Annotated in this window: 26 protein-coding genes and 3 pseudogenes; 15 read left to right on the top strand and 14 right to left on the bottom strand. The window is 62.6% G+C overall.

Annotation, left to right across the window (positions count from 1 at the left end; translation table 11 throughout):
* Window positions 1-39: 39 nt before the first annotated feature.
* Window positions 40-1,503: a betaine-aldehyde dehydrogenase gene (gene betB / locus FHT70_RS17585; protein WP_097601532.1), complete on the bottom strand. Its 1,464-nt coding sequence runs from the start codon at window positions 1,501-1,503 to the stop codon at window positions 40-42.
* A 1-nt stretch (window position 1,504) separates the two neighbouring features.
* Window positions 1,505-2,086 carry a transcriptional regulator BetI gene (gene betI, locus FHT70_RS17580; protein ID WP_245421402.1) on the bottom strand — a complete coding sequence of 194 codons (582 nt, stop codon included), beginning with the start codon at window positions 2,084-2,086 and terminating at the stop codon, window positions 1,505-1,507.
* A gap of 152 nt (window positions 2,087-2,238) precedes the next feature.
* Here betI and FHT70_RS17575 point away from each other — a divergent pair, with 152 nt between their 5' ends.
* From FHT70_RS17575 to FHT70_RS17550, 6 genes and pseudogenes are all read left to right on the top strand, one after another.
* Window positions 2,239-2,787, top strand: a complete 549-nt coding sequence (locus FHT70_RS17575) for an HdeD family acid-resistance protein (protein ID WP_085777365.1) — start codon at window positions 2,239-2,241, stop codon at window positions 2,785-2,787.
* A 191-nt stretch (window positions 2,788-2,978) separates the two neighbouring features.
* Entirely contained in the window at window positions 2,979-3,221 is a 243-nt protein-coding gene (locus FHT70_RS17570) for a type II toxin-antitoxin system ParD family antitoxin (RefSeq protein WP_064801122.1), read from the top strand.
* A gap of 118 nt (window positions 3,222-3,339) precedes the next feature.
* Window positions 3,340-5,197 (top strand): annotated as a pseudogene (locus FHT70_RS17565) (EAL domain-containing protein).
* A gap of 77 nt (window positions 5,198-5,274) precedes the next feature.
* A complete protein-coding gene (locus FHT70_RS17560) occupies window positions 5,275-6,270 on the top strand; it encodes an NAD(P)H-quinone oxidoreductase (RefSeq protein ID WP_097601535.1) in 996 nt (331 codons plus the stop codon).
* Between the two features lie 161 nt (window positions 6,271-6,431).
* The gene (locus tag FHT70_RS17555; RefSeq protein WP_097601536.1) at window positions 6,432-7,211 is read left to right on the top strand and encodes a class I SAM-dependent methyltransferase; all 780 of its coding nucleotides are present in this window, start codon (window positions 6,432-6,434) and stop codon (window positions 7,209-7,211) included.
* Window positions 7,212-7,284: 73 nt separating this feature from the next.
* Window positions 7,285-7,635: pseudogene (locus FHT70_RS17550) on the top strand (MarR family transcriptional regulator); the annotation flags it as partial.
* Between the two features lie 39 nt (window positions 7,636-7,674).
* Here the strand turns inward: FHT70_RS17550 and FHT70_RS17545 are convergent.
* The gene (locus FHT70_RS17545) at window positions 7,675-8,886 is read right to left on the bottom strand and encodes an MFS transporter (protein WP_097601537.1); all 1,212 of its coding nucleotides are present in this window, start codon (window positions 8,884-8,886) and stop codon (window positions 7,675-7,677) included.
* A gap of 536 nt (window positions 8,887-9,422) precedes the next feature.
* Here FHT70_RS17545 and FHT70_RS17540 point away from each other — a divergent pair.
* Window positions 9,423-10,430 (top strand): asparaginase, encoded by a 1,008-nt coding sequence (locus tag FHT70_RS17540; protein WP_183703448.1) that lies wholly within the window; start codon window positions 9,423-9,425, stop codon window positions 10,428-10,430.
* A 59-nt stretch (window positions 10,431-10,489) separates the two neighbouring features.
* On the opposite strand, the gene FHT70_RS17535 is transcribed toward FHT70_RS17540, so the two are convergent.
* Window positions 10,490-11,245 (bottom strand): DeoR/GlpR family DNA-binding transcription regulator, encoded by a 756-nt coding sequence (locus FHT70_RS17535; protein ID WP_097601539.1) that lies wholly within the window; start codon window positions 11,243-11,245, stop codon window positions 10,490-10,492.
* 140 nt (window positions 11,246-11,385) lie between these two features.
* On the opposite strand from FHT70_RS17535, the gene FHT70_RS17530 reads away from it, so the two are divergent.
* Together FHT70_RS17530 and FHT70_RS17525 are read left to right on the top strand one after the other, a co-directional pair.
* The gene (locus FHT70_RS17530) at window positions 11,386-11,742 is read left to right on the top strand and encodes a DUF4406 domain-containing protein (RefSeq protein ID WP_097601544.1); all 357 of its coding nucleotides are present in this window, start codon (window positions 11,386-11,388) and stop codon (window positions 11,740-11,742) included.
* Between the two features lie 276 nt (window positions 11,743-12,018).
* On the top strand, window positions 12,019-12,639 hold the full coding sequence (locus tag FHT70_RS17525; RefSeq protein ID WP_183703445.1) for a glutathione S-transferase family protein: 621 nt from the start codon (window positions 12,019-12,021) through the stop codon (window positions 12,637-12,639).
* Window positions 12,640-12,699: 60 nt separating this feature from the next.
* Here FHT70_RS17525 and FHT70_RS17520 read toward each other — a convergent pair whose 3' ends face one another.
* From FHT70_RS17520 to FHT70_RS17500, 5 genes and pseudogenes are all read right to left on the bottom strand, one after another.
* Window positions 12,700-13,107 carry a type II toxin-antitoxin system VapC family toxin gene (locus FHT70_RS17520; protein WP_183703443.1) on the bottom strand — a complete coding sequence of 136 codons (408 nt, stop codon included), beginning with the start codon at window positions 13,105-13,107 and terminating at the stop codon, window positions 12,700-12,702.
* The gene (locus tag FHT70_RS17515; protein WP_097599927.1) at window positions 13,107-13,361 is read right to left on the bottom strand and encodes a type II toxin-antitoxin system Phd/YefM family antitoxin; all 255 of its coding nucleotides are present in this window, start codon (window positions 13,359-13,361) and stop codon (window positions 13,107-13,109) included. Before FHT70_RS17515 ends, FHT70_RS17520 begins: the two co-directional genes overlap by 1 nt.
* Window positions 13,362-13,444: 83 nt before the next feature.
* Window positions 13,445-14,248 (bottom strand): ABC-2 family transporter protein, encoded by an 804-nt coding sequence (locus FHT70_RS17510; protein ID WP_348649554.1) that lies wholly within the window; start codon window positions 14,246-14,248, stop codon window positions 13,445-13,447.
* 2 nt (window positions 14,249-14,250) lie between these two features.
* Window positions 14,251-15,051, bottom strand: a complete 801-nt coding sequence (locus FHT70_RS17505; protein WP_183703437.1) for an ABC-2 family transporter protein — start codon at window positions 15,049-15,051, stop codon at window positions 14,251-14,253.
* A 73-nt stretch (window positions 15,052-15,124) separates the two neighbouring features.
* A pseudogene (locus tag FHT70_RS17500) lies at window positions 15,125-16,088 on the bottom strand (ATP-binding cassette domain-containing protein).
* 47 nt (window positions 16,089-16,135) lie between these two features.
* Here FHT70_RS17500 and FHT70_RS17495 point away from each other — a divergent pair.
* Window positions 16,136-16,417, top strand: a complete 282-nt coding sequence (locus FHT70_RS17495) for a hypothetical protein (RefSeq protein WP_183703434.1) — start codon at window positions 16,136-16,138, stop codon at window positions 16,415-16,417.
* A gap of 51 nt (window positions 16,418-16,468) precedes the next feature.
* On the opposite strand, the gene FHT70_RS17490 is transcribed toward FHT70_RS17495, so the two are convergent.
* Together FHT70_RS17490 and FHT70_RS17485 are read right to left on the bottom strand one after the other, a co-directional pair.
* Window positions 16,469-17,026 carry a DUF2087 domain-containing protein gene (locus tag FHT70_RS17490; RefSeq protein ID WP_183703431.1) on the bottom strand — a complete coding sequence of 186 codons (558 nt, stop codon included), beginning with the start codon at window positions 17,024-17,026 and terminating at the stop codon, window positions 16,469-16,471.
* Window positions 17,027-17,201: 175 nt separating this feature from the next.
* Window positions 17,202-18,080, bottom strand: a complete 879-nt coding sequence (locus FHT70_RS17485) for an SDR family NAD(P)-dependent oxidoreductase (protein ID WP_183703428.1) — start codon at window positions 18,078-18,080, stop codon at window positions 17,202-17,204.
* A 340-nt stretch (window positions 18,081-18,420) separates the two neighbouring features.
* Between FHT70_RS17485 and FHT70_RS17480 the strand changes: the two genes are divergently transcribed.
* Window positions 18,421-18,882, top strand: coding sequence for a DUF2231 domain-containing protein (locus FHT70_RS17480; protein WP_183703426.1), 462 nt, complete (start codon window positions 18,421-18,423; stop codon window positions 18,880-18,882).
* A 258-nt stretch (window positions 18,883-19,140) separates the two neighbouring features.
* Here FHT70_RS17480 and FHT70_RS17475 read toward each other — a convergent pair whose 3' ends face one another.
* Window positions 19,141-19,326: a hypothetical protein gene (locus FHT70_RS17475; RefSeq protein WP_183703423.1), complete on the bottom strand. Its 186-nt coding sequence runs from the start codon at window positions 19,324-19,326 to the stop codon at window positions 19,141-19,143.
* 179 nt (window positions 19,327-19,505) lie between these two features.
* Between FHT70_RS17475 and FHT70_RS17470 the strand changes: the two genes are divergently transcribed.
* On the top strand, window positions 19,506-20,402 hold the full coding sequence (locus tag FHT70_RS17470; protein WP_183703420.1) for a LysR substrate-binding domain-containing protein: 897 nt from the start codon (window positions 19,506-19,508) through the stop codon (window positions 20,400-20,402).
* A 3-nt stretch (window positions 20,403-20,405) separates the two neighbouring features.
* Here FHT70_RS17470 and FHT70_RS17465 read toward each other — a convergent pair whose 3' ends face one another.
* Window positions 20,406-21,071 carry a glutathione S-transferase family protein gene (locus FHT70_RS17465; protein ID WP_183703417.1) on the bottom strand — a complete coding sequence of 222 codons (666 nt, stop codon included), beginning with the start codon at window positions 21,069-21,071 and terminating at the stop codon, window positions 20,406-20,408.
* 247 nt (window positions 21,072-21,318) lie between these two features.
* On the opposite strand from FHT70_RS17465, the gene FHT70_RS17460 reads away from it, so the two are divergent.
* Window positions 21,319-21,555: a hypothetical protein gene (locus FHT70_RS17460; protein WP_183703637.1), complete on the top strand. Its 237-nt coding sequence runs from the start codon at window positions 21,319-21,321 to the stop codon at window positions 21,553-21,555.
* A 69-nt stretch (window positions 21,556-21,624) separates the two neighbouring features.
* Window positions 21,625-22,089, top strand: coding sequence for a YbhB/YbcL family Raf kinase inhibitor-like protein (locus tag FHT70_RS17455; protein WP_183703415.1), 465 nt, complete (start codon window positions 21,625-21,627; stop codon window positions 22,087-22,089).
* A gap of 19 nt (window positions 22,090-22,108) precedes the next feature.
* On the opposite strand, the gene FHT70_RS17450 is transcribed toward FHT70_RS17455, so the two are convergent.
* Complete coding sequence (locus FHT70_RS17450; RefSeq protein WP_183703411.1) at window positions 22,109-23,476, bottom strand: TIGR03808 family TAT-translocated repetitive protein; 1,368 nt, start codon at window positions 23,474-23,476, stop codon at window positions 22,109-22,111.
* A 246-nt stretch (window positions 23,477-23,722) separates the two neighbouring features.
* Between FHT70_RS17450 and FHT70_RS17445 the strand changes: the two genes are divergently transcribed.
* Window positions 23,723-26,017 (top strand): EAL domain-containing protein, encoded by a 2,295-nt coding sequence (locus FHT70_RS17445; RefSeq protein ID WP_183703636.1) that lies wholly within the window; start codon window positions 23,723-23,725, stop codon window positions 26,015-26,017.
* The last annotated feature ends 24 nt before the right edge of the window (window positions 26,018-26,041 follow it).

Genomic DNA, 26,041 nt, shown 5'->3' with positions numbered 1-26,041 from the left:
AGGGTTAGGGTGAGGGGCAGGGGCGGAGGCAAATGTTTCTCAATAAGGCGCCGCCACCGGCCCCATGCCGACGTAAACCGTCTTCAGCTCGGAATAATGCTCCAGCGCCGCCAGAGAATTCTCACGGCCGAAGCCCGATTGTTTCGAGCCGCCGAAGGGGATTTCCACCGGGCAGAGATTATAGGTGTTGATCCACAGCGTGCCGGCCTCCAGCCGGTCGACGACGCGGTGGGCGCGGGTGAGGTCGGCGGTGAAGACGCCGCCGGAGAGGCCGAATTCGCTGGCATTGGCGCGTGCGATTACCTCTTCCTCACCGTCGAAATCGAGCACCGACATGACCGGCCCGAAGATCTCCTCTCGGGCGATGGTCATATCGTCGGTGACATCGGCAAAGACGGTCGGCTGCACGTAATAGCCCTCGCCCGAGACATTGTTCGGAATGCCGCCGCCGGCAACAAGCGTCGCGCCCTCGGCCTTGCCCTTCTCGATATAGGCGATCACCTTCTCGCGCTGCGCCCAGGAGACCATCGGGCCGATCTGCGTCGCCTCGTCCAACGGATCACCGATCAGCATCGCCTCAGTGCGCGCCTTCAGCCGCTTGAGGAATTCAGCCTTGATGCCCTTCTGCACGAAGACGCGCGTGCCGTTCGAGCAGACCTGGCCTGTGGAATAGAAATTGCCGAGCATCGCCCCGCCGACCGCCGAATCGAGGTCGGCGTCGTCGAAGACGATGAGCGGCGACTTGCCGCCGAGCTCCATGGTGACGTGCTTGAGGCGGCCGGCGGCTGCCGCCGCGACCCTGCGTCCGGTCGGCACCGAGCCGGTCAGCGACACTTTGGCGACGTCGGGATGATTGACGAGCAGCGGCCCGGTGTCGCGGTCACCCTGGATGACGTTGAAGAGGCCCTTCGGCAGCCCCGCCTCATGCAGGATTTCGGCAATCTTCAAGGCGCCGAGCGGCGTGTTTTCGGAGGGCTTGAACACCATGGCATTACCGCAAACAAGCGCCGGGGCAGCCTTCCAGCAGGCGATTTGCTGCGGATAGTTCCAGGCGCCGATGCCCACACAGACGCCGAGGGGAACGCGCTTGGTATAGGCAAAATCCTGCCCCAGCGGAATGTGGGCGCCGTTGAGGCCGGCCGGCGCGACGCCGCCGAAAAATTCGAAGGCATCAGCGCCCGAGGTCGGGTCGGCAACGATCGTTTCCTGGATTGGCTTGCCGGTATCGAGCGTCTCCAGTTCGGAAAGCTCGCGGTTGCGCTCACGCATGATCTCAGCCGCGCGCTTCAAGATGCGGCCGCGTGCCATCGGGCTCATCGCCGCCCATTCCGGCTGGGCGCGCTTGGCCGCCGCAATCGCCTTCTCGACGATCGCAGGCGTTGCCGCATGCAGCCGGGCGATCACCTCGCCGGTGGCAGGGTAGAGGCTCTCGATGACGGTGCCGTCGGTATCCTCGACATATTCGCCGTCGATGAAGTGCGAGGATTTCGGCTGGGCTTTCATGTCATTTGTCCTTGGCGGAAGTGGTGGATAGAAGCGCGTTCAGATAATCCTCCGTCAGCGCGATCGAGGCTTCGATGCCGATCGGTGCCGATTTCAGACTCTGCCTGATATAGAGCCCGTCGATCATCGCCGCTGCGCCCTCGGCGATGCGTTCTGCGGCGTCGGCCGGCAGCAGCGCCCTTAGATCGGCAAGCAGGTTGGAGCGCAGCCGCCTGGCATAGATCACCAGAAAGCGCCGCGTCTCCTCGGAACGCTGCGCTTCGGCGTAAAAGGCAAGCCAGGCGGCAATCGTCTCCGGCGCGAACTGGTCGGCGTGGAAGCTGACGCGGATCACCGCCGAAAGCCGTTCGCGCGGCGTCTTCGCTGCCTTGAGTGCTGCCACCGTATCGCTGCGCAACTGTCTCAGGAGCGAGCGGATCGTCTCGATCAGCAATTGTTCCTTGCTGCCGAAATAATGATGGGCGAGGGCAGGCGAGACGCCGGCCTGGCGGGCGATGTCGGACATGGTGACGGCAAGCGAGCCGTGATCGCCGATCACCCGCAGCGCCGCATCGACAAGCGCCTTGCGGCGCACTGGCTCCATTCCGACTTTCGGCAAACGACAACCCTCTGAAAACCGTGCCATGGTATTTTTGATTGACTGATCAATCAACAAAAATCTTCGGCGAATTGATTTGACTCACATCTTTTCCGGAAGAGCTGGGGCAACATATTCAAGTGATCAGGAGGTGTGCTATGACCAGCGTCTTCAACGAAATGCCGGAATCCTCGCTGCGGTCGAAATGGGTATGGTTCCTCGGCCTCGGGGTTCTGCTTCTTATCTGCGGCCTCATCGCTCTCAGCAATTTGCTGATGGCGACCGTCGCCTCGGTTTTTTATGTCGGCATGCTCATGCTGGCCGGCGGCGTCATCTATCTCGTCCACGCTTTTCAGTTGCGCCGCTGGGATCAGGTGCTCTTCTGGGCTTTGAGCGGTGTGCTTTACGTGCTTGCCGGTATCTGCGCCTTCGTCAATCCCATCTTCACCTCGGCCGCCTTGACCCTGTTTCTTGCCATTGCGCTGTTGGTGGCCGGCATATTCCGTCTCTGGGTCGGGATGCGCATGCGACCGCTCAAGGGTTGGCGCTGGATCGCTGCAAGCGGCGTCATGACGGCGCTGGCCGGCTTTGTCATCGCACTGGGCTGGCCGGTCAACAGCCTCTGGATCCTTGGCCTTTTTCTAGCCTTCGACCTGATGGTCCAGGGGTGGACGATGATCGCCGTTGGGCTTGGCTTGCGCAGTTGAACCGCGATGGACCTTTTCTTTTTTGACAAGGGAATGGCGGGGGATTAGACTTTACGGATTAGGACCGTCCGGCATGCCGGATGGTTGTGCGAACGCACCAAGGCGCCGGCTTGAAGCGCCGGGAATGCCGAAAATGGTCATGCGTCCCCCAACGGCAGGGTTCTGCCTGAAGAAAAAAAGGGAGGAAGTTCATGCCGATGGTCACCGTTTCCCTCTCTCCGCAACAGGCAGCGGGCATCCGTGCCGCCGTCGACACGGGTGGTTACGCCTCGAGCAGTGAGGTCGTCCGCGAGGCGCTTCGCCTCTGGGATACCGCCCGCAAGCTCGGCGAAATCAAGGCAGATCTCCTCGACGACGAGAGCGTCGCCTCCGGCGGCAGATGCGTCGCCGACATGTTCGCCGATCACGAGGCGCAGCGCCGTCGCTCCGCCTGAACAAGCGCCTGATTGTGCTCGGGAATTCGAATTCACGCGGGAGCGTGGCGGGTATCCGCGTCTTTCACAAAACTTTCATATTGGCGAAAGGGTTCGTTGATCCTTCTGCGGCAGGTTTCTGAGCAAGAAGAACAAGTCGCAGTGGAGATCGGCCCACAATGAACACTGCAATATCCTTGGCTGGCGCCGTCGAGCCGGGCGTGCTCCGCCGTTATGCGAGCGATCAGATGGTAACTCTTGCCAAGCTCGTGGTCGAGAACGCCTTCCAGCCGATCGTCGAAGCCGGCACCGGTACGGTTTTCGGTTACGAGTCCCTTATGCGCGGCCAGGAACGCATCGGCTACGACACGCCGGCCGACATTCTCGACGAGGCGCATCGGACCGGCCAGCTGCTGCAGCTCGAACAGATGGTCGCCAGCCGTGCGCTCGCCAAGTTCGCGACGTTGTCGAATTTCTCCACCTCGACCCTGTTCCTCAATCTCGACGTCCGGCTGATCCGCGATGGCGAGCGCCTGGTCGAGAGCCTCCTGCAACATTTGCGAACCGCGAATATTCCGCCGTCCTCCATCTGTTTCGAATTCTCCGAACGTTTCGACAATACCAGCGTGCCGGAATTCGCCGCCCTGGTTTCCACGCTGCGCAAGGCCGGCTTCAAGCTGGCGATCGACGATTTCGGCGTCGGTCACGGCGAGATGAAACTGCTTTGCGATCATGCCGTGGATTATCTGAAGATTGACCGCCATTTCGTAGCTGAGATCGACCGCAGCCCGCGCAAGCGCCATCTGCTGAAGAGCATAGTCAACATCGCCCACGTGCTCGGAACGCGCGTCATCGCCGAAGGCATCGAGACCGAAGCCGAATTCATCGCCTGCCGCGAATATGGTGTCGATCTCGTCCAGGGCTGGTTCATTTCCCGGCCGACGACGCATATGTCGGAGCTGGCCCCATCCTTTCCGCATCTGCAGGAGCTCGGGAAGAGCAAGCGCGGCAGCCAGTCGCTCGACGAAATTCTCATCCGCAAGCAGATCGAGCTCTTGCCGACGGTCTACGAAAACGACAGCATCGACAGCGTCTTCGAACTTTTCCGCCGCAATCCGCGCCAGGCCTTTTTTCCCGTCCTCAACGCTAATGACGAGCCGCGCGGCATTATCCATGAGCATCACCTCAAGGAATATATTTATCAGCCTTTCGGCCGCGACCTCCTGAAGAACAAGATGTACGAGCGCTCGATTTCGCATTTCGTCGAGATGGCGCCGATCGTCGGCCTCGACAGTGATGCCGAACAGCTGATGGCGATCTTCGCCAATATGGAAGGCAGCAACTGCCTGATCCTGACCGACAATATGCGTTATGCCGGGGTCGTTTCCGCCGCATCGTTGATCAAGGTCATCAATGAGAAACAGCTGAAGACTGCCCAGGACCAGAACCCTCTGACTGGCCTGCCGGGCAACCACGCCATCCGTGATTTCATGCGCCAGTCCGGCCGCGACGGCGATGAGGTCCGGCATTTCTGCTATTGCGACTTCGACAATTTCAAGCCTTTCAACGACGCTTACGGCTTCCATCTCGGTGACCACGCGATCTCGCTGTTTGCCGCGCTGATGCGCCGCTATTTCTTCGCCGAGCGCCATTTCCTCGGCCATGTCGGCGGCGACGATTTTTTCATCGGCGTCGTCGGCTGGACCAAGGAGGAGCTGACCGAGATCCTCGACCGGCTGATCAGCGATTTCCACGACGACGTGCTCGATCTTTATTCCGACGAGCACCGCGCCGCCGGGCGCGTCCTCGGCCACGACCGCACCGGCGCCGAGGCCCTGTTCCCGCTGATGCGCTGCTCGATCGGCGTTCTCGAGCTGCCGGAAGGCCTCGTCATCGACGATATCAACCGCGTCAGCGCCGAAATTGCCGTCATCAAGTCGGCCGCCAAGGAGAGCGAGGAGGGCCTCGCCTTCCATTTCCTGGGCGAGGCGAATTGACGCCCTTGCCGCTTCTAGCCTTCCCAAGCCGGCCGGGCTGATCTATTCCGAACCTCCGGGATCAGGAGGGCCGCGCCATGTCACTGCCTCAGGAAATGCGTTTCGTCGATCTCAAGTCCTTCGGCGGGCCTGATGTGATGGTGATCGGCAAGCGTCCGCTGCCGAAGGCCGGCGAAGGCGAGGTCCTCGTGCGCGCCGAGGCGATCGGCGTCAACCGTCCCGATATTGCCCAGCGTCAGGGCAGCTATCCTCCACCCAAGGATGCGAGCCCGATTCTCGGGCTGGAGCTGGCAGGCGAAATCGTCGCCGTCGGCCCGGGTGTCGTAGGTCACGCGGTCGGCGACAAGGTCTGCGGGCTTGCCAATGGCGGCGCCTATGCCGAATATTGCCTGCTGCCGGCAGGGCAGGTTCTGCCCTTTCCCAAGGGCTATGATGCGGTCAAGGCGGCGGCCCTTCCCGAAACCTTCTTCACTGTCTGGGCCAATCTCTTCCAGATGGCCGGGCTGACCGAAGGCGAAAGCGTGCTGATCCATGGCGGCACGAGCGGTATCGGCACGACGGCGATCCAGCTTGCCCGCGCCTTCGGCGCCGAGGTCTACGCCACGGCAGGCTCAAAGGAAAAATGCGAGGCCTGCGAAAGGCTCGGCGCCAGGCGCGCGATCAACTACCGGAGCGAGGATTTCGCCGAAGTCATCAAGGCCGAGACCGGCCACGGCGTCGACATCATTCTCGACATGATCGGCGCCGCCTATTTCGAGCGCAACATCGCTTCGCTCGCCAAGGACGGCTGCTTGTCGATCATCGCCTTCCTCGGCGGGGCCGTCGCCGAAAAGGTCAATCTCTCGCCGATCATGGTCAAGCGTCTGACGGTCACGGGCTCCACCATGCGCCCGCGCACGGCCGAGGAAAAACGAGCCATCCGCGACGATCTGCTCTCAGAGGTCTGGCCGCTGCTCGAAGCGGGCACGATCGCCCCCGTCATCCACAAGGTGTTCGCCTTCGAGGATGTCGTCGAGGCGCACCGGCTGCTGGAAGAGGGCAGCCATGTCGGCAAGGTCATGCTCACCGTTTGAGGTCAGCTTCGGGCCAGCATTCGTGGGCAAGGTGAAGCTGACCTTGGCTGTCTGTGAGTCTCTGGGGTCGTTGAACAGTTGTCTGATCGAAACCCGGCCCCGAAACTGCGCATCATGATGTGGCGTTGCTTGCGCGTTGTACGGTCCCTACGAGGAATACAATGGCTCTATTCCACGCCTGCCCCATCTGCCGCAGCAGAATCCCGCATTTCGTACCGCTTCCGCGCTATTACATCGACAAGGCGGTTGAGCACGGCTTTCCCTATCGCATCGATGAATTCGAGACGATCAATCATCAGGCCTATAGCTGCCCCAATTGTCATTCGACCGATCGCGACAGGCTCTACGCGCTGTTTCTGACGCCGGTGTTCCAGCGGCTCGACCAGGCAAAGGCGGTGCGCTTCCTGGACATTGCGCCGGGCCGGGCCTTGAGCTTCTGGCTCAAGAGCCACCCGCATGTCTTCTACCGCAGCTGCGACATGCATATGCCGGAGGCAGACGACAAGGCTGATATCCATAACCTGCCATATGCCGATGAGAGCTTCGACTTCGTGCTTTGCTCTCATGTGCTTGAACATGTCGACGATCCAGTACGAGCCACCGCAGAAATCAGGCGTGTTCTCAAGCAGGACAGCGTGGCTATCCTGATGGCGCCGATCTGCCTGTCGATCGAAGACACCTATGAAAATCCCGAGGTGACGACACCGGAAGGCCGCTGGGCGCATTTCGGCCAGGACGACCATGTGCGCATCTTCTCAAGGTCCGGCTTCATCGAAGTGATCCGGCGCGCCGGTTTGGCGGTCCAGCAGATTCCGGTCACCGACTTCCTGACGCCAGACGTCTGCGATACCTATGGCATCGGCCGCGGCTCCGTTCTCTATCTCGGCGTCAAGCAGGAGGCCATCCAGCAGGAGCCGGAACCAGAGCGCAACGTCGCCTGAGAACCCGGAAATCATTCAGTGGTGAAAAGGCGTCCCCAAGCCGAGGCGCCTTTTCAATTTCACCTGTCTCGGCGATCAGCTTGGGGCAGGAGCGCTCGACACCGTCATCTCCGCCCGCGAGGCCGAGACGCTGAAGCGCTATCGCCACGAGCTCGAAAACGCCGGCGACCTGGCTGCGCGTGTCGAGGGCCTGGCTGCGATCCGCACCCGCGAGGGTTATATGGCCGACAGCTGGCAGGAGGCGGACGGCTCCTTCATGCTGGTTGAAAATCACTGTCCGATCTGCGCGGCGGCCACCGCCTGCGCCGGCTTCTGCCGCTCCGAACTCGAAACGTTCCGCGCTGTCCTCAGCGCCGACGTCGAGCGCAGCGAACATATCCTCACCGGCGCCCGCCGCTGCGCCTACCGCATCACGACGCGGTAAGCCTTGGCGATTGAAGCGGGCGTGTGCCCTGCGCCGCACTCAGGCCGGCTGCCGCGCCTGCCGCCTGCTGCTTTCCAGATGGAGCAACGCTCCGATCGCCGCGAGACCCGCGCCGGCGCCGACGAAGGCGGTGCCGGAATAATCGGTGAGCGATGTGCCGAATGCGAAGAGCCCGGCGGCGATGCCGGTGCCGATGAAGGTATTGAGCGAGAGCAGCGAGGTTCCGAGCCCCGGCCGGTCGGCGATCAGGTCCTGCAGATAGGTGATCGGCACGCTGAGGATTGCCGCCGCGCCGCAGGCATTGACGAGCAGCAGCGCATAGATGTGCCAGGGCGCGGAAGCAAATCCGAGCAGCAGCAGGTAGGCGCAGTAGATCAGCGCGCCGAAGGCCAGCACATGCGCGGTGCGGAAGCGCCGCTGCGCTAGGCCCCACATCATCATGAACGGCATTTCGAGAAGCGCCGTCAGCCCGGCGATGAAACCGACATCGGCGACGTTTCCGCCCGCCGCACGTGTGATGATCAGCGGCAGAAGCATGCCGTTCAGCCGCTGCAACGCGAAGAGCAGCGACATGATGACGACGCGGATCAGCACGTTCGGCATGAAGATCCGTTTCAGCGAAGCGAGGAAACCCACCGGATCGGCAGCAGGGCCGGCGCTGCCGTTGCCGGGGGCGAAGAAGAAATACAGGCAGAAGCAGGTGCAACTGGCGAGTGCCGCGATGCCATAGGCCGGCGTCATCGATGGCGAATTGACGAGATAAAGGCCGATCAGCCCCGGCGCCAGCGCCCAAGAGCCGGAAAACAGCGCCCGCACCGTCGCCGTCACCGCCGCGCCCTCGCCACGCTCCATCTGGTTGGTCCTGGCGCGCAGGCTGGCGAAGAGCAGCGAATAGGTGGAGCCGCTCATCGGCACCAGCAGCAGCGTCGAAAAGATAAAGATTGCCGGGCTGTGAATGATCGCGATCGACCCGAAGCCGAGCATGCCGGCGACCGAAAGCCCCAGCACCAGCGGCCGGCGCTCCTTCAGCCTGTCCGACCAGATGCCGAGCGTCAGACTCGTCGCAACGTTGACGACCGCCGAGAAGAACACCAGCGCCGAATAGGCGCCGTTGCTTAAGTCCAGCTCGTTGATGCCGATGATCGACTGGTAAGGTACGGTGGAGGCATAGGTAAAGGCAAGCGCGACGAGCGTCACGGCGGGAATGCGGATCCTGTTGTCGCGCAGGATGAGGGAGAAGCTGGATGACATGGGGGCGGTTCCTGATGCACCACTCTTAGCCGGATCGCACACGCCAGAGAAACGATAGTTTTCGATCGCATGCGTCAGTTTCTGTGATGGTTATCGGCATGACCTGATGGCCGTCTGACGGAGCTGCCGGGTCGAGCTCCGGCTGGATTCCAGGCTCAAGGCCTGGAATGACGGAGGATAGGGGGTCGACCGATAGAAAGCGCGACTGCCCTGCGGAGCATTGGTGCTACACTTGTTACTCCGCCGTACGTCGCGTAGTCGCCCGGTGTAAATGCGCCATGCCCCGGCCCGTTGACTCTACCCATCTTCTGCTCTTAGTGCTCGCGGGGGTTGATAGTGGCGGTGTGCTGCGGAAAATTGTCGTCGAAAGGCAATAAGCGCGGAAGCCTCCCCACTCTCTCTTAAAGTCTCTGCCAAACATCGTCGGCGCCGCCGGCAGCAGGAGCCCGCGCAGCCACAAAACAGGCCACCCCGTTGGCTTTCGCGCCCCGACGCGTTATGCCTGCCGCATCCCGCCAGCATTCGGATGAGAGCCCATGACCAATCCCGTCACCGTCGAAGTCACCCGCGGCCTGCTCGTCGAAAGCCGTCATCGTGGCGCGGTGGCGGTCGTCGATGGCGACGGCAAGCTTGTCTTTTCGCTCGGCAACATCGACGCCGCCGTCTTCCCACGCTCGGCCTGCAAGGCGATGCAGGCGCTGCCGCTTGTCGAGAGCGGTGCGGCCGATGCCTATGGCTTCAGTGATAAGGAGCTGGCGCTCGCCTGCGCCTCGCATAATGGCGAGGACGAACATGTGGCGCTTGCCGCCTCGATGCTGTCGCGCGCCGGCCGCAATGCCGAAGCGCTGGAATGCGGCGCCCACTGGTCGATGAACCAGAAAGTCCTGATCCATCAGGCCCGCACGCTCGCCGCACCGACGGCGCTGCACAACAATTGCTCGGGGAAGCACGCCGGTTTCATCTGCGCCTGCTGCCACCGCGATATCGACCCGAAGGGTTATGTCGGCTACGAGCACCCGCTGCAGGTCGAGATCCGAGCAGTGATGGAAAGCCTGACTGGAGCCGCGCTCGGCGCCGAGAGCTGCGGCACCGACGGCTGCTCCATCCCGACCTATGCCGTGCCTTTGCGCAGCTTGGCCCACGGCTTTGCGAAGATGGCGACCGGCACCAGTCTGGAGCCCCTGCGCGCCAAAGCATCCCGGCGCCTGATCGAGGCCTGCATGGCCGAGCCCTTCTATGTCGCCGGCTCCGGCCGCGCCTGCACCAAACTGATGCAGATCGCTCCCGGTCGCATCTTCGTCAAGACGGGCGCCGAGGGTGTCTTCTGCGCCGCCATCCCGGAAAAGGGCATCGCCATCGCGCTCAAATGCGAGGATGGCGCCACCCGCGCCGCCGAGGCCATGGTGGCGGCCACACTCGCCCGCTTCTTCGAGACGGAAGAGACGGTGCATGCCGCTCTGATGGGCTTTGCCGCAACCGCGATGCGCAATTGGAACGGCATCCATGTCGGCGATATCAGCGCGACCACCGTCTTCTCCGCATGATGCGGAAAACTGCGCACGGTTTTCGTACGCCATCGAGCCCCTGACTTTTCTGCGCAGGATTACGCTTCAGCGATCGTGCCGTTGAGGTCGCGATAGGGCTTCAGCCGCTCGGCCGGAATCTCGGCCTGCACGATCAGTCCCGCCACCTCGGCAATGCCGAGCACCGGGCAGGGCGAGACGAGATCGAACTTCTCCTCCGTCAGCAGCACATGCGTTTCGGCCGAGCAGCGGGCGATATGCCGCTTGATCGCCGCTTCCTCGAAATCGCCGGTGGAAAGCCCGTGCACGGGGTGGGCGGCGGTGACGCCGAGGAAGAAGAGATCGGGGCGCAGCTGCGAAATCGCCGCCATCGCCGCAGCGCCGGTCGCCACCATTGAATGTTTGTAGAGCCGTCCGCCCGCCAGGATCACCTCGGCCGTCGGATGGTGCTCGAGCTCGGCGGCAATCGTCGGACTGTGGGTCGCGACCGTCAGCGCCATGTCGCGCGGCAAATGCCGGGCGATTTCGGCGGTCGTCGTGCCGCCGTCGAGGAAGATCATCTGCCCCGGCCTGACCATCGCCGCCGCCGCGGCTCCGAGCCGCGCCTTGATTTCGGACGAGACGCTGCGCCGCGCCGTGAAATCCGGCAGCTCCGGTGCCAGCGGCATCGCACCGCCATGCACGCGTTTCAAGAGTCCCTCCGCCGCCATTTCCCTGAGGTCCCGCCGGATCGTGTCTTCCGAAAGCGAAAAATCCTCGGCGACACGCCTGGCGATCACCTGGCCGTCGCGGCGCAATATGTCGAGAATCAGGGTCTTGCGCTGCGTCGTCAGCATTGTGTCTCCGCACGAAAATTCACGATATGGCATGATATTGCACGAAATGACTCGACATTCAAGAAATATCGTGCATTTTCAGGAAATCCCGTGCATGAGGCCGGGAGTGCTCGCACAGAAGCGGAGCGATGGAGTGGATCATGTTGATTTTGATTGCCGGGCCTTATCGGTCCGGGACGGGCGACGACCCGGAAAAGATGGCCGCCAACCTGAAGCGGCTGGAGGAACCCTCTTATGCCTTGTTCGAGGCCGGCCATGTGCCGATGATCGGCGAATGGGTGGCCCTGCCGATCTGGCACGCCGCCGGCGGCAGATCGGTCGGCGATGCGCTCTACGAGCAGATCTTCCACCCGGTCGCCGGCCGGCTGCTGCAGCTCTGCGAGGGCGTGCTGCGCTTGCCGGGTGAATCGAAGGGCGCGGACAACGACGTTCGCATCGCCAGGGAACGCGGCATCCCGGTCTGGCATCGGCTGGAGGATGTGCCGGGCTGCGGGTGAGTAAGGGTGCCCCGTGGGGCGCCCCTCACCTTAGCCCTCTCCCCGTTCTGACGGGGAGGGGACGTGCCAAACGCAACCTTGAGATAGAGGAAGCGGGTGCGGCATACCCCTTCTCCCCGTCAGAACGGGGAGAAGGTGGCGGCAGCCGGATGAGGGGCAGCCTCCCGGCACGCCGTTCATTGTCCGGCTCCCGAAAGCCTAGGCAACCGCCATCTCCCCCGGTTCCGGCGCACCAATCCCCGCGCTATAAGACGTGCCGAAAGGGAGTCGATAACCATGCTGACATTATATTACGCGTCCGGAACCTGCGCGCTCGCAAGCCTGATTGCTCTCAAAGAATCCGGCCTTGCATTCGAAACGAAAAAGCTCAACTTCCGCGACGGCGAGCAGCGTTCGCCGGACTATCTGAAGATCAATCCGAAGGGCCGGGTGCCGGCGCTCGTTACCGAGCGCGGCGTGCTGACGGAAACGCCGGCGATTCTCGGCTTCATCGCTGAAAGCGCCCCGGCCGCGAAGCTCGCGCCGCTCGGCGATGCCTTCGAAATGGCGCGGCTGCAATCCTTCAACAGCTATCTCTGCTCGACCGTGCATGTGAACCATGCCCACCGCCCGCGCGGCTCCCGCTGGGCCGACGAGCCGGCGGCGCTCGATGCGATGAAGGCGAAGGTGCCGCAGAATATGGCCGATTGCTTCACGCTGATCGAAGAGAAGATGTTCGAAGGCCCGTGGGTGATGGGTGAGACCTATTCGCTTGCCGATCCCTATCTCTTCGTCATGACCGACTGGCTGCCGTCCGACGGCGTCGATCCCGCCCGTTTCGCAAAGGTCAGCGACCATCACGCCCGCATGCTGCAGCGCCCCGCCGTCCAGCGGGCGCTGGCCTATGACCGGGGCTGATCCGCCCTGAGATGTTAAAACCCGTCTGTGATGCGGGGCCGGTCGTAGCCGCCCCTGCATTCACGCTGACGTCTGCCAGGGGTCGATTACGGATGCACCGGTGTCGCGGAAATCGCCGACATTGCGGGTGACGACGATGAGATCGTGGACGATCGCCGTCGCAGCGATCAGTCCATCAATGTCGCCGCGCGGCCGGATTGCTGCGATGCGGCCCCATTCCACGGCAATCTGATCGGTCACCGGAAGGATACGGCTGCCATGGTCGTGGCGCAGCTTGCGCAGCCACTCGGCTAAGTGGGTCGCGGCCTTCGGATCCGACCTCTGTTTGAGGGCAATGCCGCGCATGATCTCGCCGAGCGTCAACGCGCTCAGATGGATGCTCAGCGGATCGACGGAGCGCAGCCAGGAAACCGCCTGCGGCGTGCTGCGTCGCGCCTCAGAGACGATATTGGTATCGACGAGATACATCAGAAGGTCACGCCACGGCTGGGACTCTTGGCCCTCGCTTCAACCGCATCGGCGAGATCATCGTCCCAGGCAGGACCGCCCAGCAGATCATCGACCAGCGTCGGACGGCCGGCACGCAGGGCGTCGTAATCGCCGGCGGACAATACGACAGCCGCGCGCTCACCGCGCAAGGTGACCACTTGCGGTCCTTCGTCTCGCGCCTTCTGCACCACTTTCGAGAACTGGTTCTTCGCGTCCTGCAATTGCCATTCCATAAAACTGATCCTGGCTAGACTGTCTAGCTATATAAGAGAGGAAGGGCGGCAGGTCAATGAGGGTGTTCTCGGCTGGCCGATCATCAGCCGCCGGCGCCCTGGTATTTGCGGGTGGCGTAGCGCCAGTGGGCGATGCCGATGAGCACCCAGACCGGGCCGGCGGCGAGCGCCACCGGCTCGGCCCAATCGCCGAGAATCGGGATCGGCTTTCCGAGCAGGGCGCCGACCGGGACCGAGCTGGTCAGCGCCAGCGGCACGGCGGTGATCAGGGTCAGCTGGATGCTGCCGGGAAAGATGTTGAGCGGATAACGCGTCAGTTCCCAGAAGCCGAAGAAGATCGAGAACAGGTGGTTCGAGCGTACCCACATCAGAGCCGTCGCGCCGATCATGGTGATCATCGCACCGGTGAGCAGCGTCGCACTGGCGATCGCGGCCAGCAGGAACGCCACGGACGCGGCCGTCCAGGCGAAATCGACCGACAGGACAGCCCAGCAGAGCAGCGGCACTGCCAGGATAATATGGCCGGCATAGCCGATATTGAGGCCGGAAAAGACGAGATAGGCCCAGGGGCTGAACGGCTTGACCAGGAGCGTGTCGTAGGTGCCGAGTCGCACCAGCTCCTCGAGATCGCGCAATTGCACGAAGCTCATAGCCGCACCGAGAGAATAGGCAAGCAGCTGAAAGCTGAAGAGCAGCGCCAGCTCCGGCCAGGTCCAGCCGCCAAGCGTCTGGAAGCGGGCAAGCAGAATGCCGATCGTGGCAAAGACGCTGCCATAGGAAAGGATCTGCGCAAGCCGGTCGAGCCAGAAGGCGCCGCGATATTCCATTTGCGAGCGCACATGCATGCGCACCAGAATCGGAATAACGCGCAGGTGATGGAGGAGCACGATCAGCCTCCCTGCACGGCTATGCGGCGCGAGGCCAGGCGCCATAGCCAGAGCACGCCCAAAAGGAACAGTCCGGCCCAGCCGAGACCGAGGCCGAGATGCAGCCAGGTATCGGCGACGGAAAGCCTGCCGAGATAGACCGCGTTGGGATAATAGACGACCCAGGCGAAGGGCAAGTGGCGGGCGATCGTCGCTAAGGGCTCGGGGAAGAACCAGAAGGGCACCAGCAGGCCGGAGAACAGATGCAGCAGGGCGCCGAGAATCCAGTCCAGCGAGAAGCTCGTCATCAGCCAGAAGGCGATCAGCCCGAACAGCGCCGACATCAGGAAGATCAGCACGAAAGATAGCGCCCAGAAGGCGATAAACATCAGACCGTGAAACAGGCTCGCCGGCGCCAGCATGCCGTAAAACAAGGCGGTGAAGGCGACGGTCGGGATCACCTGCGTCGCCAGGCGGTAGGAAAAGCTGCCGCATTCATTGGCGAAGAGATAGAGCGGATAGGAAAGCGGCTTCAGCAGCCAGACGGCGATATCGCCTGTTTTGAGCGACCGGCCGATCTCGCCGATGACCCTTTCAGGACGGGTGGCGCCCATGACAGCGCCGCCGAGCAGGGCGTAGGTCACCATCTGCTGCAGCGAGACGCCGTCGACGACGGTCGCGCCGACGCCGGCATAAACGGCGAGCCAGATGGCGACGCGGGCGACGACCTGCACCAGCTTGCCGAATATGTTGGCCCAGACCTCGTTGCGGTAGGCGAGCTGCGCGTGGAAGGCGCTGCGTGTGAAGGCCAGATAAGCGCTCATGGTGTGGGCGCCTGGGCATTGCGGGTGAAGGCGAGATAGGTGCTCATGAGGCTCGGGCCCTGGCGTTGCGGCCCTAGTAGAAGGTGCGGATGACCTCTTCGATGTCGGGCTCGTGCAGCGCTACATCCTTGAGGTCGCGGTCGCTGCCGACCTCCGAAAGGATCTTGACCAGCGACACGTCCTCGCGCTCGATCAGATATTCCTTGCGCAGGCCCTCATCGCTGACGAGCGACGCCGTGCTGAGCCGCAATGGCCCCGGGTCGCTGGCAAATTCCAGCGTCAGCCGCCGGGCCGAGCCGAGGGCGGCGCGCAGGCTGCGCAATTCGCCGTCGAAGATCAGCCTGGAGTGATCGACCGTGATCAGTCGCGGGCAGATCGTCTCGATGTCCTGCAGTGGTGAGGATGATCGTGACGCCGCGTTCCCGGTTGATCTCGGCGAGAAAGCGCCGCACCGCATCCTTGGCGACCACGTCGAGCCCGATCGTCGGTTCGTCAAGGAAGAGGATCTTCGGATCGTGCAGCAGCGACATGACGATCTCGGCGCGCATGCGCTGGCCGAGGCTGAGCTGGCGCACCGCCCGGTCGAGGAAGGGCGAGAGGTCGAGCAGCTCGCTGAACTGGCGCAGATTGTTCGTATAGCGGGCGGCCGGGATATCATAGATGCGCTGGTGCAGGGTAAAGCTGTCGATCAGCGGCAGATCCCACCATAGCTGGCTGCGCTGGCCGAAGACGACGCCGATCTCGCGCGCATTATCCATGCGGGAGAGATGCGGCGTGCGGCCGAGCACCGAAAGCGTTCCTGAACTCGGCACCAGAATGCCGGTCATCATCTTGATCATCGTCGATTTGCCGGCGCCGTTCGGGCCGAGATAGCCGACGGCCTCGCCGGCCGTAATATCGAAGCTGATATCGGAAACGGCCTTAACCTCGGTATATTCGCTGGTCACCAGCGTCTTGAAGGCGCCGATGAGACCCGGAAATCTCTTGTGCTGCCGGAAGCGCTTGCTGACGCCCCGTGCTTCGATCAAAGCCGGCATGTCTATTCCCTCGGATATGAAGCGAGCCGACTCGGGCGGCGATGGGCTTGAGAACGCAGGCTAACGCGAAGTGGGATTCGTTCAAGCTGAAGTTGCGTTTCGATCGATCACTTCGGCCTTGTGTCGCCACGACCTTGACCGATCTCCGCCTGCGCTACATTGAAGGCATGGACAAGATCTACGCCTTGCTCATCGTTGCCGCGGCCATTGCGATCATCTTCCTCGCAGGCCGATGGAACACCTCGGATGCCGATCACTATATCGGCTTCGGCAATCTCCGTCCGCGCCGCAAGAGGCGGGGCGGCGATGATGATACGCAAGAAGAATGAAGCGCCTGATCGAAGGCTCTCTTCGATCAGGCGCTTCCGCGGAGGTCGGCATCAGCTCGCTTGGCGTTCGGAACGCTGACTGAGGATTGCCGATGCGTGTATCGGCATCGGCCGTTCGACGCGCCGGTAGACGCTGCCGTCGCGCGTCCGGCTCATCAGTCCGAGCTCGCAGAGTTCCCGACGCAGCAATGCGTGATCTCCAAACAGGTGCCTGTCGCGAAGAAGAGCATTGACCTCCTTCTCGGACATCTCCGTGGTCGAGGGAATCTGCGACCACAGAAGCCAAAGCGCTGTGATCTGATCCATGCGCCGCGAGGGCCAGCGCACCAGGCGGAGCTCTTCGTCAAAGCTGCGTTGAACGCGATCGATATGCTTCCGGTCGATCTCGACATTGGCGGCAGGCACGGATGCCGGTAGCTGCCCCTCGCTCTCTGCGGGACCGGCTTTTGCACGCAGGCTCTGGAAATTGCCGTAACCGGCAGCCCGTGCCAGCATGTTCAAGAATTGGAGGTGAGATGGAAGCCCTTCGTGGGCGGAGAGCTGGAGGCGCAGCGACTTGGCAAATGAGGACGCATCGCTCACCTGGAGAGGAATGAGTTTTCTGGACATGACCTATCCTTTGGTCGTGCCGTTCCGGATGGATTACCGGTGATCGCCCTTCCGACATGGCACGGGATCGATGTCCATATCTCGGTTATTGTCAGGTTTAGCGTGTTCCGAAGAACGGCGATGCCTGGGTGAACTGCAGACCCGACTCAGCGATTATCATCGGGCCCTCGATATTTCAACAGTCTTCCAGTTCGCTGGCTCCGGCAGAGGGTCCGGCGTTCCCCGCAAAGTCGGCAGCGCTAAGCGGAACCGGCCGGGTGCCGTCGACATCGGCGATGCCGTATTCCCGCGCCAATGCCGCGGCGATCAGCACGCGCCCGGATTTCGACATGAGCAGCGGGTCGCGCCACAGCCCGCCAATGACATGGCCGATGAACTGAGGTGATTCCGAATTGCTCATGTCGAAATGCTCGGCGTTCTCAAGAACGGCTTCGGTGCGGACGAGCCCCGGATAAAGCGCAACGGCGGCGACACTGTGAGGGCGCAGCTCATGGGCGAAGTCTGCGGCCATCTTGTCGGCGGCGGCCTTGGTGATGCCATAGACCGCATTGCCATCGTAGAGCTGGGCGGCCCAGAAGGATATGTTGACGATGAGGCCGCGTCGCGCCGAGATCATCAACGGAGCGACCGCGCGCGACATCATGAAAGCGCCCCTGAGCGCGGTGCCAATCATCGCCTCCCACCGCCACACCGGCTGCTCCCAAAATGGCCTGGGCCAGGTGAATTCCCCGTCTTCCACCATACGTTCGTAGCCCGGCCATGCATTGTTCACCAGAATATCCAGCCTGCCGCCGGCCCGGATCGCTTCGGCCACCCGCTCGCTGTCGGCGTCGCTAGCGTGATCGCATCGATGGACGGAAAGGCGCCCCGGCAGTTTTGCCGCTTCAAACTCGAGCCCCTCGAGCGATCCCGCCGATCCCGCTTGCTTTGCCTCCGCCTCGAAACGCGTCCTGCCGGTCACATGAACGGTGGCGCCTTCGGCAAGCAGAGCAAGGGCAATGCCGCGCCCTATGCCGCGGCTCCCGCCGGTGACCAAAGCGACGACGTCTTTCATAGTGGGCTCTCCTTGATGAGCTGGCGATCAACGCGGATAAGCGCATATCGGCAGAGAGGCTTCTGCCGGGCGATGCTTTTTGCGAGGCGCGGACCTTCTGTGCCGGCGTCTCTTCTCCACAGCCGCAGGTTTCAGCATGTCGATTATGACGGGAACAAACAAGGCGGTTCAGATGTTAGATGCAACTGGAATCCGGCGAGTTGTTCGACATGGCCAAATTTGCTCGGGGAGATCAGGTTACCTGGAATTCGGAGGTCGGGCAGATCTCCGGCCGCATCATTGCGATCCACTATAGCCGCCCATAGGGAAGACGCTTTGAAAAAGGTCGGAGGACAATAAGATGAATCCGAAAAGCACCCTGAGTATTGCCGGTCATCCGATCCACCCGATGTTGATCCCGTTCCCGGTCGCTGCCTTCGTCGGCACGCTGGTCGTCGACATCCTCTACGCCAGATCAGGCGATCCCGCCTGGGCAGATGCGACCAACTGGATGCTCGGCGCCGGCCTTGTCATGGCGGCGCTGGCGGCCGTTGCCGGATTGACCGACTTTCTCGGCGACAGCCGCATTCGCGGGCTGCGCGACGCCTGGTTCCATATGATCGGCAACATCGTCCTCGTCCTGATCGAGGCCTTCAACCTCTGGCGGCGGATGGCCGAAGGCAGCGACTTCATCGTGCCGACCGGATTGGTGCTGTCTCTGGTCGCAACCGCCCTTCTTCTGTTCAACGGCTGGAAGGGTTGGGAAATGGTCTATCGCCACCGCGTCGGCGTCAGCGAGGATCCGGGCAATCCGACGAGATAATGAACGGCATGTTTCAACGGCAGTATGCCCGCCTCGTCCTTCGAGGCCCCTGCGGGGCACCTCAGGATAAGGCTCTCGGAGCGCTTCGGTTCGGAACCACCAACGCCTCCAATTGGCTGCGGCACCCTCCAACGCTCCTCATCCTGAGGCACGCAGCCCAAAGGGCGGAGCCTCGAAGGACGCCCTCCAGCGCTGCTTCCTGCATTCACCACCGGCGCGCTCGCCTCGTCTAATTCAGCAAATGTGCGGCAGCGGTGCTCACGCGCATTTCGCCAGCTGCGGCCTGGCCTCGGCATGAAAACCGGTCTCCGCTCCCAGCGGCAGATCGGCGATTTCGCGCAGCGACATGCGTTGGACCTCGGGATGCCGCAACGGGTCATCCTTCCAGGCCGGGTCGATCTGCGACCCCGCGGCAGACTTCAAGAAAAACTTCAGCCATGACATGGCAAACCTCGCATTCTCCAGCGGCGCGGAAAGATGATCACCCGGCGGCTGGTGCCGAACAGGCTCTCCCGCTCATCGTGCCGTCGCTGGCCGAGCGGGGATCATTTATGCTTGCAATGTCTGCCTGCGCCGGTGGTTTTTCAATTGAGATTACTGCGGTGCCGTTATAGAAAAACTATATGAAGAACCTGAATAGCGTCCATCTCAACGGCCTGCGCGCGCTCGAGGCCGTCGGTCGTCTCGGCTCATTGCAGGCGGCCGCCGACGAGCTCGGCGTCTCGGTCGGCGCCGTCAGCCAGCAGGTGATCAAGGCCGAAGCGCAGTTGGGGCAAGTGATCTTCGAGCGCACCGCCCGGGGCATGATCGCTACCGAAGCCGGCCGGCCGGTGCTTGCAGCGCTCGACGAAGGCTTTGCCCGTCTTTCGCACGCAGTCTCGATCGCAAGCCGAAAGGACGATACGATCCTGACCATTTCGGTGGCGCCGGTCTTCGCCGCCCGCTGGCTCGTCCATCGGCTTCATCGGTTCGCCGAACGTTACCCCGACATCAAGCTGCGGCTGGATGCAACGACCAATCTCGTCAATCCCGCGATCTCAGACGTCGACATTGGCATCCGCGTCGGCGCCGGCAAATGGCCCGATGTGAAGGCCGAACTGCTGCTGGAGCAGGAGGTCTTTCCCGTTTGTTCGCCCGAGATGGCGGCGAACCTGAAACAGCCCGCCGACATCCTCGCTTTGCCTGCCATCATCGATGGCCTTGCCATGTTCAGCTGGGAAGTCTGGATGCGCGAGGCCGGGCTGTCGGGCGCGACACTGTCGACGCGCCACGTCTTCAACGACGCCTCGCTCTGCCTCGATGCGGCGATCGCCGGCCAGGGCGTCATGCTCGCTTGGCAGACGCTTGCCGCCTTCGCGCTGGCCGAAGGCCGGCTGGCGGCACCCTTCGGCATTCGCGCGAAAACCGGCTTCGGCCATTATTTTGTGACGGCCGAAGGCGCGCGCGAACCGAAGAAGGTCAAGGATTTCAAGGCCTGGATCCGCGAGGAAATGGCCGTCACCTTGGCGCTTTTCCCGTAAGTTTCAAACCTCGATCGGCTCTTTGCCGCGGGCCTCCTGCATCGCCTTGTAAGCTGGGCGAGACTGGCAGCGCTCGATCCAGGCCTTGATGTTCGGATGTGCATCGAAAAGATCCGCCTCGCTCTGGGCATAACGCAGCACCTCGGCGATGTTGAGATCGGCGACGGTGAAGCGCTCGCCGACGATCCACTGACGGCCGGCGAGATGGCTTTCTAGCGCCACAAATGGCCGGCGCAGCCCGTAGCAGGCGGCGGCGATCGTCTGCTTGCCGTCCTCGCTGTTTTCAAGCCCGTTGTCATAGGTCAGCACGATGCGCACCGAATGCGGCTCGACTTGCGAAGCCGCCCAGATCGTCCACATCGTCAGCAATCCGTCTTCCTCGACGGTTTGGCCGGAAAGCGGCCCGCCATACTTACGCGCGAGGTAGAGATTGATTGCCAGCGACTCGTGCATGACGAGATCGCCGTCGCGAATGCTGGGGATCTGGGCCATCGGGTTGAGGGCTGCGAAATCAGGCGAATGCGTGTTGAGCGGCGCCTCTTCGGCGAGCGGGTCGGCGAGCCCCCTGGCCTGCAGCACCGGCACGGAGCGGAATTCGAGCCCGAGCTCCTCCGCCATCCAGTAGACGCGCGAAGCGCGCGATCGATAGACTCCATAGATTGTCAGCATGACGATACCCCCTCGATGTGTCGCAGAAAAGGTAAACGCCGGATCACCCCAGGAAAAGTCCTCCCCGCTGATGGGATGATGAAAGGTTTTGATCTGGCGAGCGCCTTCCCCGGCGGCAGATCGAGCACAATTGCCTGACAGGGGGAACAATAAAAGGGCCGGCGGGTTGGACCCAGAGATTGGCGCCGTCGAGGCGTCGAATGCGATGACCCGCGTGCGCAGCGCGCACCAGGCAAAGGAGGAACAAATGACGGGCAAGAAGACACATGAACAACAGCTTCGTGTCATCGAGAAACGCGAGAAAACCGCAAATGCCGGCGAGGATTTCGACGCCAAGGCGGATCTGCAACGCAATGCGCAGGCAAAGGAGGCCTATCGGAAAGGCGATCTGAAGGCCGATCCGGACCCTCGCAATGACGATCGGGGCATCATGCGTGGCCGCAATCAGGAGAGCGAGCATAAAAAAGGGAGCGGTCGTCCCTGACGGTGAAGGAGCCCAGATCACAAAGGAGCCCCGATTAGGAAGGAGCCCCGATCAGGAAAGGAGAGTTTCATGACCTTGACATTGATCAGCAAGGCTTTTGCCCAGGATCAGCCGATCCCGAAGAAATATGCGCGAGCCGGCGAGAACCTCTTTCCGCCGCTTGCCTGGAGCGGTGCTCCCGCCGGGACCCGGAGCTTCGCTCTGGTGGTCGAGGATCCGGATGCTCCGCGCGGCACGTTCCGCCACTGCGGCATTGCCAATATCCCGGTGCAGTGGAGCGCCCTTGCCGAAAGCGTCGATACGGCGCCGGAGCAAGCCCCCCGCTTCTACAAGAACGATTTCGGCAATGCCCGATACGACGGTCCGCAGCCGCCGGCAGGCGATCGCCCGCATCACTACATCTTCCGCCTGGCGGCCCTCGACGTGCCGAAGCTTTCTACTCCGGATGCCGCCGGTATCAGCGCAATGTGGGCGGAGGCGAAGAAACACGCATTGGCGGAAGCGACCGTCACCGGCACCTATCAGACGCACTGACCATAGGCCGAGCCGCCTGTCATGAAATACGGTTCCGTTCTACGGTGAGTTGCCTATAGGGTGAGCCGCCGCCCGCCATCTCGCCGGAGACCTGTTTGTCCCATTCGAAGCCGAGAACGGCCCCTTCGGCCGTCTCCTGGAAGAGGTTGTCAGTGATGACGGCGGTGCCGGCGCCTTCGGCGACCGAGACGGCGCATCCCACAGGCGCCTTGCGTACCACGTTGCCGCTAACGACGACATTTCTGAGATAGGGCCCCCATCCGATCTGCAGGCCCCAGCGCGGCGCGCCCTCGATCACATTGCCCGACACCAGCGTATCGGCCTCCGCCGCAATACCGATGCCGAAGCCGACCTCGTGCGCGTAGGGGCCTTTCAGCGTCAGGTTGCGCACGACATTGCCGGTGACGCTTGCGAGTCGGCCGCCTTCGTCGAAATTGGCGATCGAAATGCCGTTCGCCGCCCCGTCGATCACGTTGGCGGAAACGACCGCCCCTTCGAAGGCGAATTCGACATAGATCGCCGTCTCGCCCGAGCGCCGGCACTGATTGCTGCTGATCTGGATGTTCGAGGCCGAATTGGCGCGGATGGCGGTAAAGGCGCAGTCGGAAATCTGGTTGTTCACCACCATCACCCCATCGGCGCGAAAGACATTGATGCCGTTGCCGTTCTGGCCGGTGCCGCCGTCATTGGCTCGGATGTTGGAAATCCGGTTGCCGGAGACGACCGTGCCGTCCTCCGCCTGTCTCCAACGATGCACGAGAATGCCACCATTGCCGCAATCCAAGACCGTATTTGCCACGATCGAAAGATTGGCGGAATCGACAGCGTAGAGGCCGGACTGGGCGGCGCCCGAAATGCGGCTGCGTTCGATCCGCCCGCCACAGCGCTCCATCTGCAGGCCGTGTTTGCGGCTGCCGCCGATCTCGCAATTGTCGATCAGCACCTCGTCGACTCCGGAAAATTGCAGAAGCCCGCCGGCGTAGTCGCCGAGCCAGCGGTTGCCGCCGTCGATGACGAGATTGGAAAGCTCGATGCGCCTGATGTTTTCGGCCGCAAACAGATGGCCGTCGCCGGTATAGACGATCCGCGAGGCGCCGGGCACGCCTGATATGCGGGTATTGTCGGGCAGGCTGAGGTTGGAGATCTTATAGGTGCCGGGCGGCAGGAAGACCGGCACGTTCTCGGCCGCCGCCTGTCTGATCATCTGCTCCAGGTTGCGGATTTTGCGGTCCCCAATTTCGGGAACGGCGCGATATTCCACCGCGTCGATCGTACCGCGGAGATCCGGCTGGCTGGCAGCCGTCAGCGGCGAGGCAAGCGTGCGCGATGTCCCGCCCGCAAGCGCGGAGGCGCCGAGAAAGAGAAGCATGTCGCGGCGAAAAGGCATTGCGGGCTCTCCTGTCATGAAGCGCCCGTAGCAGAAAACGTGCCAGCCCGCCTGTCCTCTTTTGGCACAGGCCCGTCACATCAATCCGAAACTCTTGCTGCGACAGGGACCGATGGCAGGATCTCGCCACTTATATTGGTGTGTTATTCACTCTTTCATTTAAACAACCCGAAGGGAATGGAGACTACTTTGAAGGGAAAATAAATGGATGTTGCGGGCCTTCAGCCGCTGCGGGAGAATGGCGTTATGCACGAAGCGAGTGCCGGGCGATGGGAATCGCTCGATTCCCTGACGGCCGAAACACGGCGCTTCGTTGCCGCGACCGAGGCGATGATGGCGTCGACCGCCCATCACCTCTCGGAAGGCGTTGAGAACCTGCGCCTGAAGGCGATTATCCACGAACTTCCGGACTTCCTCTACGTCAAGGACCGTGACAGCCGCTTCGTCTTCGCCAACGCCGTCACGGCGGCCAGCCTCGGCCTCAGCGCCGAAGAGGTCGCCGGCAAGCGTGATTTCGACCTGTTCGATTTCGAGGCGGCGCGCCGCCATTTCGATATCGAGCAGCAGATCATGGCGAGCGGCATAGCCCGCATCGACATGGAGGAGACGGTCGTCCTTCCCGGCGCCGTCAAGCCGGTATGCCGGTTGACCTCGAAAATACCGCTGCGCAACGATCGCGGCGAGGTCGTCGGGCTGATCGGCGTTTCCCGCGATATCACCGAACGAAAGCTGCAGGAGGATCTCCATCGCGGCCAGGCGAAACTGCTCGAGATGATCGCCCGCAATGAACCGCTGCCGATGATCCTCGAGGCGCTGGTGCTGATGATCGAAGCCCAGCTGACGGATATCGACGGCTCGGTTCTTCTGCTCGACGGCCAGGGCACCCGGCTCTATCACGGTGCGGCTCCCAATCTTCCCGGAGGCTACAGCCGGCTCATCGACGGTGTCACCATCGGCCCCAAGGTCGGCTCCTGCGGTACCGCCGCCTGGCGCGGCCAGCCCGTCATCGTCGAGGACGTGATGAGCGATCCGCTGTGGGAGGATTTCCGCGGGCTGGTTGCGCCTTTCGGCTTTCGCTCCTGCTGGTCGACGCCGATCGCTACCTCTGAGAACAATGTGCTCGGCACCTTCGCCCTCTATTCCAGGGAGGTACGCCGTCCGACGGAGCATGAAATGAGGCTGGTGGCGCTCGCCACCCACATCGCCGGCATCGCCATCGAACGCAAGCGCGTCGACGATCGCATCCATTTCATGGCGCATCATGATGATCTCACTGGCCTGCCGAACCGCGCCTTTCTGAAGGAAAGGCTGGCCGGCATCCTCGACCAGGCCCGGCGCAACAATCGCAAGGTCACGGTCGCCTGTATCGATCTCGATAACTTTAAGGACGTCAATGACGGCCGCGGCCACGCCGCCGGCGACGAGGTGTTGAAGGAGATCGCCACCCGCATGGCCAACAGCATCCGTCCCTCGGATATGGTGGTGCGGCTCGGCGGCGACGAATTCCTCGTGGTGCTCGTCCACCAGTCGAGCCACGATGCCGGCATCACCCGCCGCCTTCGCGATCTGCAGAAGGCGATTACTCGGCCGATGCAAGGCGAGAGCGGTGAGATCATCATCACCTCGAGTATCGGCGTCGCCGCCTTTCCCGTCGACGGCTCCACCTCGGAAGAGCTTCTCGCAAATGCCGATCGCGCCATGTATCGCGCCAAGCAATTCGGCCGCAACACGCTGCAGCATCATGATGGCGACAGCAGCGGGGTCGGCATGCCGCGCGGCGAGCAGGAGGAGCTCCATCAGGCGATAACAGCCGATCAGCTGTTCCTGGAATATCAGCCGCAGGTCGACGTCGCCACCGGCCGCATCACCGGCATCGAGGCGCTGGTCCGTTGGAACCACCCGGCAAAGGGCAGGGTGCCGCCGGCGAGTTTCATCCCGATTGCCGAAGAGACCGGCCTCATCGTTCCCCTCGGCCTCTGGGTGCTGAACGAGGCCTGCCGCCAGGCGCGCAACTGGCAGGATATGGGCCTGACGCCGGTGACGATCGCCGTCAATGTTTCGGCGAAGCAGTTCGCCGATCCGGATTTTGCGAGCCATGTCGGCGAGGCGCTGGAGCGCAGCCGCCTGCAATCCCGCTGGCTGGAGCTCGAGGTCACCGAAAGCGTGGTGATGCAGGATGCCGAGCGTGCGCTCGCCATGATGGAGCAGCTGAGGGCGCTCGGCGTGCGCCTGTCGATCGACGATTTCGGCTCCGGCTATTCCAGCCTTGCGGCACTGAAGACTTTCCCCTTCGACCGGCTGAAGATGGATCGTTCGCTGGTCGAGGCATTGCCGGGCGATGAAACAGCCGTCGCCATCGCCTCGGCCGTCATCTCGCTGGCGCAGACGTTGAAGCTCTCGGTTCTCGCGGAAGGCGTCGAGACCGATGCCCAGATGGATTTCCTGCGGCAGGCACGCTGCGAGGAGGCGCAGGGCTACCGCTTCTCCAAGCCCGTCCCGCCGGAGGTGGTGCCGCTGTTGCTGCGGGCGCAGCTTCTCTGAACTTTTCCTAAGCCGGTCGCCAGC

This window comes from Rhizobium sp. BK049 (genome assembly GCF_014193135.1).
Lineage (GTDB): Bacteria > Pseudomonadota > Alphaproteobacteria > Rhizobiales > Rhizobiaceae > Rhizobium.
The sequence above is the reverse complement of the archived record's forward strand: the minus strand, read 5'-3'. Positions and strand labels throughout refer to the sequence as shown.